The sequence below is a fragment of the Streptomyces sp. NPDC031554 genome (assembly GCF_055580685.1).
The window spans coordinates 212,331-227,494 of sequence record NZ_JBVIKX010000006.1; the positions used below are offsets into that span (position 1 = coordinate 212,331).

At 73.3% G+C, this 15,164-nt stretch carries 14 protein-coding genes; 3 read left to right on the top strand and 11 right to left on the bottom strand.

What is annotated here, in order from left to right:
- Positions 1 to 9: 9 nt before the first annotated feature.
- Complete coding sequence (locus ACZ5FU_RS18285; RefSeq protein WP_451527947.1) at positions 10 to 1,473, bottom strand: aminotransferase-like domain-containing protein; 1,464 nt, start codon at positions 1,471 to 1,473, stop codon at positions 10 to 12.
- Between ACZ5FU_RS18285 and ACZ5FU_RS18290 the strand changes: the two genes are divergently transcribed.
- Both ACZ5FU_RS18290 and ACZ5FU_RS18295 read left to right on the top strand, forming a co-directional pair.
- Entirely contained in the window at positions 1,472 to 2,386 is a 915-nt protein-coding gene (locus ACZ5FU_RS18290) for a DMT family transporter (RefSeq protein ID WP_451527946.1), read from the top strand. The two genes, ACZ5FU_RS18285 and ACZ5FU_RS18290, sit on opposite strands and share 2 nt — an antisense overlap.
- A 163-nt stretch (positions 2,387 to 2,549) precedes the next feature.
- On the top strand, positions 2,550 to 2,747 hold the full coding sequence (locus tag ACZ5FU_RS18295) for a DUF1918 domain-containing protein (protein ID WP_451527945.1): 198 nt from the start codon (positions 2,550 to 2,552) through the stop codon (positions 2,745 to 2,747).
- A 63-nt stretch (positions 2,748 to 2,810) separates the two neighbouring features.
- Here the strand turns inward: ACZ5FU_RS18295 and ACZ5FU_RS18300 are convergent, their stop codons facing one another.
- Positions 2,811 to 4,055: a glycoside hydrolase family 10-like protein gene (locus ACZ5FU_RS18300; RefSeq protein WP_468646635.1), complete on the bottom strand. Its 1,245-nt coding sequence runs from the start codon at positions 4,053 to 4,055 to the stop codon at positions 2,811 to 2,813.
- 179 nt (positions 4,056 to 4,234) lie between these two features.
- Here ACZ5FU_RS18300 and ACZ5FU_RS18305 point away from each other — a divergent pair, with 179 nt between their 5' ends.
- Positions 4,235 to 5,092, top strand: a complete 858-nt coding sequence (locus ACZ5FU_RS18305; RefSeq protein ID WP_451527943.1) for a 3-hydroxybutyryl-CoA dehydrogenase — start codon at positions 4,235 to 4,237, stop codon at positions 5,090 to 5,092.
- Positions 5,093 to 5,176: 84 nt separating this feature from the next.
- Here ACZ5FU_RS18305 and ACZ5FU_RS18310 read toward each other — a convergent pair whose 3' ends face one another.
- The 9 genes from ACZ5FU_RS18310 to infC all read right to left on the bottom strand — a co-directional run bounded on the left by ACZ5FU_RS18310 (position 5,177) and on the right by infC (position 15,072).
- A complete protein-coding gene (locus ACZ5FU_RS18310; protein ID WP_469045544.1) occupies positions 5,177 to 5,722 on the bottom strand; it encodes an NUDIX hydrolase in 546 nt (181 codons plus the stop codon).
- Between the two features lie 62 nt (positions 5,723 to 5,784).
- Positions 5,785 to 7,125: a transcriptional regulator gene (locus tag ACZ5FU_RS18315; protein WP_451527941.1), complete on the bottom strand. Its 1,341-nt coding sequence runs from the start codon at positions 7,123 to 7,125 to the stop codon at positions 5,785 to 5,787.
- Between the two features lie 489 nt (positions 7,126 to 7,614).
- Positions 7,615 to 10,125: a phenylalanine--tRNA ligase subunit beta gene (gene pheT / locus ACZ5FU_RS18320; protein ID WP_469045545.1), complete on the bottom strand. Its 2,511-nt coding sequence runs from the start codon at positions 10,123 to 10,125 to the stop codon at positions 7,615 to 7,617.
- A complete protein-coding gene (pheS, locus tag ACZ5FU_RS18325; protein ID WP_451527939.1) occupies positions 10,125 to 11,246 on the bottom strand; it encodes a phenylalanine--tRNA ligase subunit alpha in 1,122 nt (373 codons plus the stop codon). Before pheS ends, pheT begins: the two co-directional genes overlap by 1 nt.
- A gap of 158 nt (positions 11,247 to 11,404) precedes the next feature.
- A complete protein-coding gene (locus ACZ5FU_RS18330) occupies positions 11,405 to 12,544 on the bottom strand; it encodes a sensor histidine kinase (protein ID WP_469045546.1) in 1,140 nt (379 codons plus the stop codon).
- A 55-nt stretch (positions 12,545 to 12,599) separates the two neighbouring features.
- A complete protein-coding gene (locus ACZ5FU_RS18335; protein WP_451527937.1) occupies positions 12,600 to 13,448 on the bottom strand; it encodes a TrmH family RNA methyltransferase in 849 nt (282 codons plus the stop codon).
- A gap of 137 nt (positions 13,449 to 13,585) precedes the next feature.
- A complete protein-coding gene (rplT, locus tag ACZ5FU_RS18340; protein ID WP_319264140.1) occupies positions 13,586 to 13,969 on the bottom strand; it encodes a 50S ribosomal protein L20 in 384 nt (127 codons plus the stop codon).
- Between the two features lie 99 nt (positions 13,970 to 14,068).
- Positions 14,069 to 14,263, bottom strand: a complete 195-nt coding sequence (gene rpmI / locus ACZ5FU_RS18345) for a 50S ribosomal protein L35 (RefSeq protein WP_007829094.1) — start codon at positions 14,261 to 14,263, stop codon at positions 14,069 to 14,071.
- 107 nt (positions 14,264 to 14,370) lie between these two features.
- The gene (infC, locus tag ACZ5FU_RS18350; RefSeq protein ID WP_451527936.1) at positions 14,371 to 15,072 is read right to left on the bottom strand and encodes a translation initiation factor IF-3; all 702 of its coding nucleotides are present in this window, start codon (positions 15,070 to 15,072) and stop codon (positions 14,371 to 14,373) included.
- Positions 15,073 to 15,164 lie beyond the last annotated feature (92 nt).

Consider the following 15,164-nt stretch of genomic DNA (forward strand, 5'->3'; position numbering starts at 1 on the left):
GGGGGACCCTCACAGACGGGGTGCCCGGTGTCGAACCGTTTCCGCGAGCACCTCGTCGCAGGCCGACCGCAGCCGCCGTACCCCCTCGGCGATCTCCTCGGTACCGGCGGCGGCCGCGAAGCTCAGGCGGACGTGCGGGGCCGGGGGTTCGGCGCTGAAGTAGGGGCGGCCGGGGGTCACGGCGACGCCCGCGCGCAGGGCCGCGGCCGCGAACGCCGGCTCCTCGGTGCCGTCGGGCAGGCGCAGCCAGAGGTGGTAGCCGCCGGACGGGACGTGCGGGAGGGCGAGTTCGGGCAGGTCCAGGGCGAGGGCGGTGGTCAGGGTGTCGCGGCGGGCCCGCAACTCGGCGGCGATCGTCCGCAGATGGCGCGGCCAGGCGGGCGAGCCGACGAGTTCGAGCGCCGCCTCCTGCAGGGGGCGGGGCACGAAGAAGGTGTCGACGACCTGGATGGCGCGCAGGCGTTCCAGGACCGGGCCGCGGGCGGCCAGGGCGCTGACCCGGAAGCTCGGCGAGGTCGCCTTGGTGAGCGAGCCGACGTGGACGACCACGCCGTCGGGGTCGTCGGCGGCGAGCGGGCGGGGCAGCGGCCCGGCGTCCTCGTGCGCGAGCCGCCGTACGAAGTCGTCCTCCACCACGAAGGCGCCGGCCTCGCGCGCGATGCGCAGCACCTCGGCGCGGCGGGCCGGGGCCAGGACGGCGCCGGTCGGGTTCTGGAACAGCGGCTGGCAGACGAAGACCCGGGCGCCGCTCGCGCGGAAGGCGTCGGCGAGCAGTTCGGGCTTGACGCCGTCGGGGTCGACGGGCACCGGCACCGGGCGCAGTCCCGCCGAGCGGGCGATCGCCAGCATGCCCGGGTAGGTCGGCGACTCGACGAGCACCGGGGCGCCGGGCGGGGCCAGCGCCCGCAGGGTGGTGGTGAGCGCGGTCTGGCCGCCGGCGCTGACGAGCACCTCGGCGGCGGTGACCGCGCCGCCGATGGCGCGCGCGAACCACTCGCGCAGCTCCGGCAGGCCCTCGACGGGCGGCCGCCCCCAGGCGCCAGGGCGCCGTGCGGCCCGGGCCAGGGCCGCCGACATGGCACGCTCCGGCTGCAGGGAGGGGTGCAGGTAGCCGCCGCTGAACTCGACGACGCCGGGCGGTGGAGCCGCGAGGGAGACGGTCACTCCGGAGGCGTCCACCGAGCGGGGCACGAGGTCGGCGCCCTCCGCGCTCAGCGCGACCTCCTGCCAGGAGGTGTCGCCGGCCGGCGCGGAGGCGGAGCGTGGCCGGGCCCGGAAGGCCCCGGCGCCCGGCCGGGTGACCACCAGCCCTTCGGCGGCCAGCTGCGCGAGGGCCCGCGAGACCGTCACGGGACTCACCCGGAACCGCTCGACGAGGGCCCGGCTCGACGGAAGCTTTCCACCAGGAGAGTAGCGGTCCAGTTCCCTTCGGAGCCGATCCGCCAGTTCACCGACACTGCTACGCTCATGCATGAAGACACAGAGTAGCGCTACTGCCCTCCCCGCGATAGCGGTGACCGCCCCGGGGACGAGTGGCCTCGGCACCCTCCAGGCCGCCCTCGGCGTCGGTGCCTTCTCGCTCACCTTCCCCGCCACCGCCTGGGGCCTGGAGGGCTTCGGCCCCTGGTCGCTGGTCGCCGTGCGCAGCGTGCTGGCCGCCCTCGTCGCGGGCGGCTGCCTCCTCGCCCTGCGGGTGCCGCTGCCCGCCCGCCGGGACCGGGCGGGGCTCGCCGTCGTGGCCGCCGGGGTCGTCGTGGGCTTCCCGCTGCTCAGCACCCTCGCCCTGCAGACGTCGTCCACCGCGCACGCGGCCGTCGTGATCGGTCTGCTGCCCCTGACGACCGCGCTGCTGTCCGCCCTGCGCGTCGGGTCCCGGCCCTCCCGGACCTTCTGGACGGCGGCGCTGGTCGGCGCCGCCGCGGTGCTCGCCTTCACCGTGCAGCAGAGCGGCGGCGCCCTCACCACCGCCGACCTGTACCTGTTCGGGGCGCTGCTGGTGTGCGCGGCCGGCTACACCGAGGGCGGCCGGCTGGCGCGGGTGATGCCGGGCTGGCAGGTCATCGGCTGGGCACTGGTGTTCTGCCTGCCGCTCGCCGCGCCCGCCGCCGCCGTCGCCCTCGCCCTCGAGCCGGTCCGGCTGACCGCGCACAGCGTGACCGGGCTGCTGTGGGTGGCGGTGGGCTCGCAGTTCCTCGGCCTCGTGGTCTGGTACCGGGGCATGGCCGCCATCGGCATCCCGAAGGCCAGCCAGTTGCAGTTGGCCCAGCCCCTGCTCACACTGGTGTGGTCGGTGCTGCTGCTGGGCGAGCACCTCACGCCCGCCGCTCCGCTGACGGCCGCGGCCGTCCTGGTCTGCATCGCCGTCACCCAGCGGGCGCGCGGTTAGGTCTCGAACGGGAGGCTCCGAGGGCGCCGCGCGCCGGTCCGGCCGGTGGGCGCGCCGCAGACGGGAGGAGGACTCCGGGAGGGCTCCGCGTACCGCGTACGAATCCCGGGACGACTCCAGGACACGAACCGCTGCTCCCGCACACGGTGAGGAGGTCCCACAGATGCGTGCGACCACGGGCGACCAGCTTGTCCAGCACGGCAGGGTGGTCGGCCAACACGACAAGGTCGGCGAGATCGTCGAAGTGATGGGGCAGGAGGGCAGTCCCCCCTACCGCGTCCGCTTCACGGACGGGCACGAGGGCGTGTGCTCACCCGGCCCGGACACCGAGATCCGCCACAAGGACGAGGAACGGCGGTAGGGCGGCCGCGCACGGAAGGCCGACAGGCCACGGCGCGACGGCGGGCCGGGACACGACGGCGGGTCAGCTCGGGGGCGTCGCCGGCTGCGCGTAGTGGTCGGCGACGACCCGCGCCATCGCGCCGGCCCGGTCCGCGCGCAGCTCCTTCGCGGCGAAGAAGACGTGGCCGCGGACCTCGGGCCGGCCGGCCGCGAGGGTGAGGTGCCGGGAGAGCTCGGCCGGGTCCTGCCAGGCCGCGGGCTGCGCCGGATCCCCGGCCTTGTACAGCGCCTCCCCCAGGTAGAGCCTGGTGCGGCTGCCCCGCGCCACCTCCGCCCACCAGGGCACGAGGGCGGCGTAGTCGGCGGCGGGGAGTCCGATGTTCCAGTACAGCTGCGGCACGACGTAGTCGATCCAGCCCTCCCGCACCCATCTGCGGGTGTCGGCGTGGACGGCGTCGTACGACTGCAGGGCCCGGGTGTCCGAGCCGCGCGGGTCGGTGGAGGCGTTGCGCCACACCCCGAAGGGGCTGATCCCGAACTGCGTGGCGGGCCGCACCGCCTTGATCCGGGCGGCGGTCTCGCGCACCAGCCGGTCGATGTTGTCGCGGCGCCACGCGGCCCGGTCGGTGAAGTCGCCGCCGTGGGCGTCGTAGGCCACGTCGTCGTCGAAGGTCTGGCCGGGCACCGGGTAGGGATAGAAGTAGTCGTCGAAGTGCACGGCGTCGACCGGGTACCTGCGCACCGCGTCGAGCATCGCGTCCTGCACGAACGCCCGGACCTCGGGCAGACCGGGGTTGTAGTGGAGTTTCCCGCCGTACGGCACCACCCAGTCGGGGTGCCGGCGCGCGGGGTGGGAGGCGACGAGTCCGGCCGGGTCGTCGTGGACGGCGATCCGGTAGGGGTTGAACCAGGCGTGCAGCTGCAGTCCGCGGGCGTGCGCCTCCGCCACGGCGGTCCCCAGCGGGTCCCAGCCGGGTGCCTCGCCCTGGGTACCGGTGAGCACGTGCGACCACGGCTCGTACGGCGAGGGCCACAGGGCGTCCGCGGTGGGCCGGACCTGGAAGATCACCGTGTTGAGACGGCTCCGGACCGCCAGGTCGAGCCAGCCGAGCAGTTCGGAGCGCTGCTGGGCCGCGGTCAGTCCGGGGCGCGAGGGCCAGTCGCGGTTGGCGACGGTGGCCAGCCACACGCCCCGCATCTCCGCCGCCGCCCGCCCCTGCCCGCCGCCCCGTCCGGACGGGGCCCCCGCCGGGCGGGCCGCCGCGTCCGTCGTCGTGAACGCCGACAGCGCGGCCAGCGCGAAGGCCCGCCGGGTCAGTCGCCCCATCGCACACATCACCCCATACACCGCGGATCCGCTCGGTCACGGACCGTTCCTCGTCCAGGATGCCCCCACCCCGGCGATCGATCATCGATACTTGCTAGTAACGTGCACGATCGGAGCAGGCCTGCCGAGACCCGGGAGACCTGCGCAGTGACCGGAGTCAGCCAGTGAAAGGGACCGATGTGACCGACATCGAACGCGTCGGAGTGGTGGGCTGCGGCCAGATGGGGGCGGGCATCGCCGAGGTCTGCGCGCGGGCCGGACTGGACGTGAAGGTCGCCGAGACCACCGGCGAGGCCCTGGAGTTCGGCCGCACCCGGCTCTTCAACTCCCTGGCCAAGGCCGCCGAACGCGGCAAGATCAGCGAGGAGGAGCGGGACGCCACGCAGGCGCGCCTCAGCTTCACCACCGATCTCGGCGCTTTCGCCGACCGCGACCTGGTCATCGAGGCCGTCGTGGAGAACGAGCAGGTCAAGACCGAGATCTTCCAGGTCCTGGACCAGGTGGTGACCCGCCCGGACGCCATCCTGGCCTCCAACACCTCCTCCATCCCGCTGGTGAAGCTGGCGGTCGCCACCTCGCGGCCCGACCAGGTCGTCGGCATCCACTTCTTCAACCCGGCCCCGGTGCAGCAGCTCGTCGAGCTGATCCCGGCGCTGACCACCTCCGAGAGCACCCTCGACCGCGCGCAGCAGTTCGCCGAGAAGACGGTCGGCAAGCACGCCATCCGCGCGCAGGACCGCTCGGGCTTCGTGGTCAACGCGCTGCTGATCCCGTACCTGCTCTCCGCGATCCGGATGTTCGAGACGGGCATCGCCAGCCGCGAGGACATCGACAACGGCATGGAGCTGGGCTGTGCCCACCCGATGGGCCCGCTGAAGCTGTCCGACCTGATCGGGCTCGACACGGTGGCCTCGGTCGCGCAGTCGATGTACGAGGAGTACAAGGAGCCGCTGTACGCCGCTCCCCCGCTGCTCCAGCGCATGGTCGACGCCGGCCGCCTGGGCCGCAAGACCGGCTCGGGCTTCTACACCTACTGACCCCCGGCGCCCGTCGCGCGGGCCCGGCACCCCACCCGGTGCCGGGCCCGTCCACGTCGCGGGACCGTTCACCCCGCGGGATCGTCAGCGCCCGGTGTCGTGGCCGAGCCTGAGGTGGTGCAGGAGCAGGAGGGCGGCCGCCATGCCGGCGGCCGGGACCTCTCCCCGGGCGACCATGTCGGGCGCGAGTTTGAGGGGGACCCACTCCCGGCGCTCGGACTCGAAGTCGTCCACGGGGTGCCCGACGTACTCGCCCTCGTCCGACCAGTAGATGTGGTGCCGGGCGTCGGTGAGGCCGTTGGCCGGTTCCACGCTCATCAGATGGCGCAGGGGGCCCGGCCGCCAGCCGGTCTCCTCCTCCAGTTCCCTGGCGGCCGCGCGGGCGACGTCCTCGCCGTCCTCGACGACGCCCGCGGCGAGTTCCCATCCCCAGGTGTCGGTGATGAAGCGGTGCCGCCACAGCAGGAGCACCTCGTTGGCCTCGTTCACCACGGTGGCCGCCGCGACGGGCCGCAGCCGTATGAGGAAGTGGTCGAGGTGCCGGCCGTCCGGCAGGCCGACGTCCGCGAGGTTGACGCGGAACCAGCGGTTTTCATACACAGTTCGTTCGTTCTGTTTCGTCCACTGCACGGTTCTGCCACCTTCCGTCGAGTAAGGGGCAATATCGCAGCAGGGACGAGGCGCGTCGGTCGCTACAGCGGTACGCGCAGCGCGCCGTCGATGAGTTCGGCCGCCTCCGCCGTGCCCGCGCAGCCGCTGCGCACCAGGTGTTCGCGCACCGCCCGGAGTCTGTCGCGCAGCCGCTGGGACTCCATGCCCCGCGCCTGCTCCGCCATCAGCACGGCGGTGACCACCGCCTTGTCCGCGTCCCCCTGACGCAGTTCGACGGTGCTGAGCATGGCGAGCCGGTGCACCCGGCCCCGGTCGTGGGCGGGCGTGCACACGGCGGCCGCGGCGTGCTCCGCGGCGGCGGCGACGTCACCGAGGCTCAACAGGGCCTCCGCGACCTGGACGTTGACCAGCCCGGGCTGGACATAGCCGGTCTCGTCCGGTTCGGTGCCGCGCCGGATGCGGTCGGCGGCGGCCTCGGCCCGCCGGATGCAGGACAGGGCGCCGGCGCCGTCGCCGAGGTGGGCGTACGCCTTCGCCTGCATCGCGTGCAGGTCGGAGGCGAGGGCGGGGGTGACGTCCTTGCCGACCGTGCGCAGCGCGGCCTCCGCGAAGGCGACGGCCTGCCGGAACTCCCGCATGAACAGGGACTGGTTGACCAGCAGCGCGATGACGTACGCCCCGAGTCCCCGGTCCCCGCTGGCCTTCGCGAGCCGCAGCGCCTGGTGGAAGTAGCGCTGGGCGAGCCCGTGCGCGTCGGAGTCGTAGGCGCAGATGCCGGCGATCGCCACCAGGGCGCCGGTCGCGCGGTGCAGTTGGCGGCCGGTGGCGTCGGTGTAGCCGCCGCGCAGCAGCGGGGCCGCCTCGGCGGTGAGGAAACCGACGATGCGGCTGCGGGTCGCCACGCCGCCGGCCTTGCGGTACATCTGCTCGTAGTGGGCGCGGGCCGCGCGCAGCGTCTCGATGTCGGCGGCGGTGACCCGGTGCCGGCCGCCCCGGGAGACGTCCACGTCCTCGGGCGGGTTCTCCCATTCCCACACCGGCATCACGGCGGGCGTGCCGGTGACCGCGGGGGCGCCCAGGACGTGCGGGCGCTGCTGCTCGTCGGAGCGCCACAGGGCGGTGGCCCGCTCCACGAACCCGGACAGCGAGGTGCCGTGCGGGGCCGCGTGTCCGCCGGGCACGCCGAGGCCGATGTCGTCGAGGGTGACGGGCCGTCGCAGCCGGCGGGCGAGCACCTCGCAGATCAGGTCGGGGACCTGCCCGCGTGGGCGCTGGCCCTTGAGCCACCGGGCGACGGCCGTGTGTTCGTAGCGCAGCACGAGCCCGCGGGCGCGGCCGGCCTGGTTGACGTGCGCGGCGAGGCCCGCGTGCGAGACGCCCGCCTCGTCCAGGATCGCGTCGAGCAGGGTGTTGGGCTGCATGAGGTGCCCCCCGGGTGGTTCGGTGCCGACGGCGCCACTCACGGTAGCGGGTGCGTCCTCACACGGGGTGTGAACCGGACGCACGCGTCCGTACCGTGCGCGCGCTGTCGCTCGGCATCGCGGTCCGGTTGACTGAAACGCCTCGCGAGAGGCCGGCCGGGCCGCCGGCTCCCCCTCATCAAACGGCGGCCCGGCAGTTCGCTCCGCGGGCCGGGCCGTCGTCCGCCCGGCCGCCGCGATCGCCGGTCGTGCTCTGCGAGCGGCGCGACGCCGTCCTGCGGTCCGCCCGCCGGGGCGCCGGACGGCGTCGGGCGGCTTCCCGTCCAAGCGTCCACGCCCCCTGCAGCACGGACGGACCGGCCCCGAGAGGCCGGTCCGACGGCGTCGGTGCCCGGGCCGGACGGTGCGGGCGCCGGGAGAACTCACCCGAACGGACGAGAGGCGGGTGCGGGGACCGTGCCCCCGCACCCGCCTCGGCCGCACGGCACGTCAGCCGCGCAGCACCGCGCCCGTCCGCTCGCCCGCGAGGGCGACCGCCGCGTCCCGGGCGGCCGAGGCCTCGTCCACCGTCAGCGTCCGGTCCGCCGCGCGGAAACGCAGGGCGTACGCGAGCGACTTGCGCCCGTCGCCCAGCTGCTCCGCGTTCTCGTAGACGTCGAACAGCCGGATTCCCTCGAGGAGTTCGCCGGCGCCCTCCCGCAGCGCGGCCTCGACGTCGGCGTGCGGGACGTGGAGGTCGACGACGAGGGCGACGTCCTGCGTGGCGACGGGGAAGGTGGAGATGCCCGGCGCCTGGGGCGTGTCGTGGCCGACCCGCTCCAGGACGTCCAGGTCCAGCTCCATGGCCGAGGTGCGCGCGGGCAGGCCGAGGGCCTTCAGCACGCGCGGGTGCAGCTCGCCGGCGTGGCCGACGACCCGCTCGGCGCCGTCGGCGACGACCAACAGTTCGGCGCACCGGCCCGGGTGCCACGGTCCGTACTGGCCCTTGCGGACGCTCAGTTCGGCGCCCGCCTCACGGGCGACCGTCCGCGCCGCCTCGACGGCGTCGGCCCAGTCGGCCGGGCGGCCCTTGCCCCACCAGCCGGCCTGCTCGCGGGCTCCCGCGAGGACGGCGGCGACGTGGCGCGGCTGCTCGGGCAGCACGGCGTCGATCGCCGCGATCTCCTCGGCGGTCGGCCGGCGGTCGACCGGCAGATGACCGGCGGCGTGCTGTTCGTCGCGCGGGAGGAAGACCAGCCCGGTCTCGAAGAGGGCCAGGTCATGCGAGCCGCGGCCGTCGTTGCGCCGCAGCGCGGCGAGCAGGCCCGGCAGCAGCGACGTGCGGAGCGCGGGCTCCTCGTCGTTGAGCGGGTTGGTCAGCCTGACGACGCGGCGGGCCGGGTCGTCGGCGGCCAGGCCGAGCTGGTCGAAGACCTGCTCGGCGACGAACGGGTAGTTCAGCGCCTCGACGTAGCCGGCACCGGCCAGCGCGCGGCCGACCCGGCGGTGCAGCCGCTGACGGTGGGTGAGGCCGCGGCCCGACGGGGGCTTGGGCAGCGTGGAGGGCAGGTTCTCGTAGCCCTCCAGCCGGATGACCTCCTCGGCGAGGTCGTTGACCTCACCGAGGTCGGGCCGCCAGGACGGCACGGTGACGATCAGTTCGTCCTGTCCGTGGACGTCGCAGCCGATCTCCTGGAGCCGGCGCACCACGGTCTCGCGGCCGTAGACGACGCCCGCGACCTTGTCCGGGTGGTCGGCGGGCATGGTGACGGTGTGCGGCGCGGACGGGGCGACGACCTCGGTGACACCGGCCTCGGCGGTACCGCCGGCGAGCAGCACCAGCAGGTCGACCGTGCGCTGCGCGGCCGCCGACGACGCCTGCGGGTCGACGCCGCGCTCGAAGCGCCTGGACGCCTCGGAGGACAGCTTGTGACGGCGGGCCGTGCGGGCGACGGAGACCGCGTCGAAGTGCGCGGCCTCGACGACGACGTCGGTCGTCCCCTCGGACTCGGTGTGGTCGGCGATCTCCGTGTCGGCGCCGCCCATGACGCCGGCGAGGCCGATGGGGCCGCGCTCGTCGGTGATGACGAGGTCCTCGGCGTGCAGCGTGCGCTCGACACCGTCGAGGGTGACGATCTTCTCGCCCTCCTCGGCCCTGCGGACGCCGATGGTGCCCTGGACCAGGTTGCGGTCGTAGGCGTGCAGGGGCTGGCCCAGCTCCATCATCACGTAGTTGGTGACGTCGACGGCGAGCGAGATCGGGCGCATGCCGACCTTCTGCAACCGGCGCTTCAGCCAGATCGGGGAGCGCGCCTCGGGGCTGAGGCCGGTCACCGTGCGGGCGGTGAAGCGGTCGCAGCCGGCCGGTTCGAGGACCTGGACGGGGTAGCCGAAGGCGTTCGGCGCGGGGACGTCGAGCAGGGCCGGGTCGCGCAGCGGCAGGCCGTAGGCGATGGCGGTCTCGCGGGCGACGCCGCGGATGGACAGGCAGTCGCCGCGGTTGGCGGTGACGGCGATGTCGAGGACCTCGTCGACGAGTTCGAGCAGCTCGACGGCGTCCTTGCCGACCTCGGTCTCCGGCGGCAGCACGATGATGCCCTTGGTGCCGTCGTCGCCCATGCCCAGCTCGTCGCTGGAGCAGATCATGCCGTGGGAGGTCCTGCCGTACGTCTTGCGCGCGGCGATGGCGAAGCCGCCGGGCAGGACCGCGCCCGGGAGGACCACGACGACCTTGTCGCCGGCCGCGAAGTTGCGGGCGCCGCAGACGATCTCCTGCGGCTCGCCGGTGCCGTTGGCCCGCCCGACGTCGACGGTGCAGAAGCGGATCGGCTTCTTGAAGCCCTCCAGCTCCTCGATGGTCAGCACCTGGCCGACGACGAGGGGGCCCTTGAGGTCGTGGCCGAGCTGCTCGACCGTCTCGACCTCGAGGCCGGCCGAGATGAGCCTGGCCTGGACGTCACGGCCGGTCTCGGTGGCCGGCAGGTCGACGTACTCCCGCAGCCAGGAAAGCGGGACCCGCATCAGATCTCCATCCCGAACGGCCGGGTGAACCGGACGTCACCCTCGACCATGTCTCGCATGTCTTCGACGTTGTGGCGGAACATCAGCATCCGCTCGATGCCGAACCCGAAGGCGAAGCCGCTGTACTTCTCCGGGTCGACGCCGCAGGCGGTCAGCACCTTGGGGTTGACCATGCCGCAGCCGCCCAGTTCGATCCAGCCCTCGCTGGAGCAGGTGCGGCAGGGCCGGTCGGGGTTGCCGACGGACTCGCCGCGGCAGACGTAGCACACCATGTCCATCTCGGCGGACGGCTCGGTGAAGGGGAAGAAGTTCGGGCGCAGCCGGGTCTTCATGCCCTCGCCGAACAGCGTCTGGACCATGTGGTCCAGGGTGCCCTTGAGGTCCGCCATGGTCAGGCCCTCGTCCACGGCGAGCAGCTCGACCTGGTGGAAGACGGGGGTGTGCGTGGCGTCCAGCTCGTCGGTGCGGTACACGCGGCCGGGGCAGATCACGTACACCGGCAGCTCACGGCTGAGCAGCGAGCGGATCTGCACGGGCGAGGTGTGGGTGCGCAGCACCACACCGGACCCGGTGCCGCCCTCGGCGCCCTGGACGAAGAAGGTGTCCGCCTCGCCGCGGGCCGGGTGGTCGGGGCCGATGTTCAGGGCGTCGAAGTTGAACCACTCGGCCTCGGCCTGCGGGCCCTCGGCGACCTCGTAGCCCATGGCGACGAAGACGTCCTCGATGCGCTCGGAGAGCGTGGTGAGCGGGTGGCGGGCGCCGGCCGGGACCCGGTCGTGGGGCAGCGTGACGTCCACCGCCTCCTCGACCAGGACGCGCGCGTCGCGCTCGGCCTCCAGCTCGGTCTGCCGGGCGGCGAGGCCCTTGTTCACCGCGCCGCGGGCCTGGCCGACGAGCTTGCCGGCGGCGGCCTTCGCGTGCGGGGGCAGTGCGCCGATCTCGCGGTTGGCGAGGGCCAGCGGGGAGGCGCCGCCGGTGTGGGCGACCTTGGCCTCCTGGAGTGCGTCGAGGGAGTCCGCGGCGGCGAAGGCGGCGAGCGCCTCGTCCCGCATGCGCTCGATCTCTTCCGGTTTCAGGGCCTCGACCTCTACAGGGTCGTACGACTTGTTCGGTGCCGACATCTCTTCCCGTGCTTCCGATTGTCCCCCAGCTACCGCTGAGAGGTGCCCCCAGGCTGAATGTCCCCGTCACCGACTCACTCGGAGGGCCGTCCATGGGACACGAAGGTGCCAAAGGCCGAGTCTAACGGGGTGTGGACGTGCGGATGCGCCCGCGGTGGCTAGGCCAGATAGGCCGGGGCCGCCACGGGCAGCGTAAATCGGAACTCGGCGCCGCCGCCGTGGGCGCGGCCGACCGTGATGACGCCGCCGTGGGCCTCGACGATGCCCTTGACGATGTACAGCCCGAGGCCCGTGCCACCGCGCTTGCTGCCCCGCCAGAAGCGGGTGAAGACGCGGTTCATGGACTCATCCGGGATTCCGGTGCCCTCGTCGCTCACGATGACCGACGTGCCGGTGTCCTCCCCCTCGCGGGGGGACGGGGCGGGCGTGACGTCGATGGTGACGGTTCCCTCGCCGTGCCGCACCGCATTTTCGATGAGGTTGCTGAGCACCTGGTCGACCTTGTCGGGATCGGCCCACAGGGCGGGCAGCGGCTGTTCGATGCGCAGCAGGAACCGGCCGACGGGCTGCCCGGCGGCGACGTAGGCCTGGATGTGGCGGCCGACGGCGGCGCCCATGTCGACGGGCTGCCGGCGCACCTCCAGCCGCCCCGAGTCGATCCGGGAGATGTCGAGGAGCTCGGCGATGAGGCGGGTGACGCGGTCGGCGTCGGCGTCGACGGTCTCCAGCATCAGCCGCTTCTGGTCGTCGGTGAACCGCGTCCACTTGGCGAGGAGCGTGGCGGTGAACCCCTTCACGGAGGTGAGGGGGGAGCGCAGTTCGTGGGCGACGGTGGCGATCAGCTCGGCGTGGCTGCGCTCGGTACGGCGGCGGGCCTCGGTGTCGCGCAGGGAGACGACGACGCGGCGGACGGGGCCTGCGGGTTCACCGCGGACGTACCGGGCGGAGGCGAGGACCTCGCGTCCGCCGGGCAGCAGCAGGTTGCGCTCGGGCTGGCCCACCCGGATGGCGAGCCCTCGGTACGGGTCGGTCAGCTGCCACCAGCGCCGGCCCTCGAGGTCCTCCAGCGGCAGGGCCTTGTCGAGGCGCTGCCCGAGGGCCTCGGCGGCGGGGACGGCGGTGATGCGCTCGGCGGCGGCGTTGAAGCAGACGACGTACCCGTGCTCGTCGGCGACGACCAGCCCGTCGGGCAGGTCGTCGGGGTCGATGCCGAGTCCGGCGAGGTCACCGGCCGGTCGGGCCGCGGGCGGGCGCTCCGGTCCCCTGGCTCCCGGTGCGCTGCTCGTGCCGACACTCATCCCCGTACCTCACCTCCCGTCCTCCCGGAAGAGGCCCCCCGAGCTGGTCACCCTACTAGCTGTCGGTCACGGAGCGGCACCCTCCGGAGGCGCGCTGTGCACGGGCCGACGCGTAGAGACATACGGCTGCGGCGGTGGCGAGGTTCAGGCTCTCGGCCTTTCCGTGGATCGGGACGCGGACGACGGCGTCGGCGAGGGCCCGGGTCTCCTCGGGCAGTCCCCAGGCCTCGTTGCCGAAGACCCAGGCGGTGGGCCCGCCCATGGTGCCCTTGTCCAGTTCGGCGTCGAGGTCGTCCGGGCCGGCGCCGTCGGCGGCGAGGACGCGCACCCCGGCGTCCCTCAGCCCGGCGACGGCCCGCTCGACGGGGACGCCGACGGCGACCGGCAGGTGGAACAGTGATCCGACCGAGGCCCGTACGGCCTTGGGGTTGTACAGGTCGACGGAGGCGTCGGTGAGGACGACGGCGTCGGCGCCGGCCGCGTCGGCGCAGCGCAGGACGGTGCCGGCGTTGCCGGGGTCGCGGACGTGCGCGAGGACGGCGACGAGCCGGGGGCGGGCGGCGAGGACGTCGTCGAAGGGGGTGTCGACGAAGCGGCACACGCCCACGAGGCCCTGCGGGGTGACGGTGGTGGAGATGTCCTCGACGACCCGCTCGTCGGCGAGGTGGACGCGGGCGCCGGCGCCCCGGGCCTCGCCGACGATGTCGGCGTGGCGCTCGGCGGCCTCGGGGGTGGCGAACAGTTCCACGAGGGTGTCCGGGTGCGCGGCCGCCTCCCGCACGGCCTGCGGGCCCTCCGCGAGGAACAGCCGCTCCTTCCCCCGGAAGTTGCGCCGCGCGAGGCGCCTGGCGGCCAGGACGCGGGCGGAACGGGGGGAGATCAGGTCGGGGGTGGCGGGGGACATCGGGGTTCACCTTCGGTGGGTCGGCGGGGGTCGGGACGGGGCCCGGTGTTCTCGCCCTCGGGGCGGACGCACTCGGACCCGCAGGCGGGTGGCCTGCGGGTCCGAGTCATGTCACTTCCGGCTCAGCCGGCGTGGTGTCACGCAGCCTTCGGCGCGTTCACGTCCGACGGCAGCGCCTTCTGGGCGACCTCGACGAGCGCGGCGAACGCGGTCGGGTCGTTGACGGCCAGCTCGGCCAGGATCTTGCGGTCGACCTCGACGCTCGCGGCGTTCAGACCCTGGATGAAGCGGTTGTACGTGATGCCGTTGGCGCGGGCAGCGGCGTTGATGCGCTGGATCCACAGCCGCCGGAAGTCGCCCTTGCGCTTCTTGCGGTCGTTGTAGTTGTAGACCAGCGAGTGGGTGACCTGCTCCTTGGCCTTGCGGTACAGGCGCGAACGCTGACCGCGGTAGCCGGAGGCCGCCTCGAGGATCGCCCGGCGCTTCTTGTGGGCGTTGACTGCCCGCTTGACGCGTGCCACTTTTTAACTCCTTGTAGCGGGGCCGCGGTGGGACTCACACGGCCCGGAAACGATTGGGTCCCGGTTCAGACGTACGTACGGCGGCAGGGCGCCCGTACGTCACTTGCCGAGAAGCTTCTTGATCTTCTTGGCGTCGCCCGGGGCCATCTCGGCGTTGCCGGTGAGGCGACGCGTCAGGCGCGACGACTTGTGCTCGAGCAGGTGGCGCTTGCCGGCGCGCTCGCGGAGCACCTTGCCGGAGCCGGTGACCTTGAAGCGCTTGCTGGCACCGCTGTGCGACTTGTTCTTCGGCATAGCGCCGTTCTCTCCTCGTCGGTGGCGCTCCGGTGCCCGGTCGTGAAACCGGGCACGGGTGGAGCGTCGCTTGTATCGGTTACGTCCTGGGACTGACGTCCCGGCGGTCACGCCTCGGTGGAAGCCTCGGCCGACTCGGCCTGCACGGGGTCCCCGGATCCCTCGGCGTTCACGGCGTCGGAGTCCGCGGCGTTCTGCGAGCGGCCCGGGTTGGCCTTCGCTTCGGCCTTGCGGGCCTCCTGGGCCTGACGTGCCTCGGCCATCGCCTCGGTCTTCTTCTTGTGCGGACCGAGAACCATGATCATGTTGCGGCCGTCCTGCTTCGGGTTCGACTCGATGAACCCGAGATCCTGGACGTCCTCCGCCAGACGCTGCAGCAGTCGGTAGCCCAGCTCGGGCCGGGACTGCTCGCGACCACGGAACATGATCGTGATCTTGACCTTGTCGCCCTGCTTGAGGAACCGGACGACGTGACCCTTCTTGGTGTCATAGTCGTGCGGGTCGATCTTCGGCCGGAGCTTCATCTCCTTGATGACCGTGTGCGCCTGGTTCTTGCGCGCCTCACGGGCCTTCATGGCCGACTCGTACTTGAACTTCCCGTAGTCCATGAGCTTGCAGACCGGCGGGCGGGCGGTAGCCGCGACCTCGACCAGGTCCAGGTCGTACTCCTGCGCAAGCTCCAGTGCCTTGGCCAGGGGGACGATGCCCACCTGCTCGCCACTGGGACCGACAAGTCGCACCTCGGGAACGCGAATCCGGTCGTTGATGCGGGGCTCGGCGCTGATGGATCCTCCTCGGTAGCACCACACGGCAGTCTGGCGAACGGCCGCGTAACGTCTGTGTTCGTTTGGTCGACAACCACGCCGAAGCACAAAAAATGCCCCGAACGATCACACGCGGG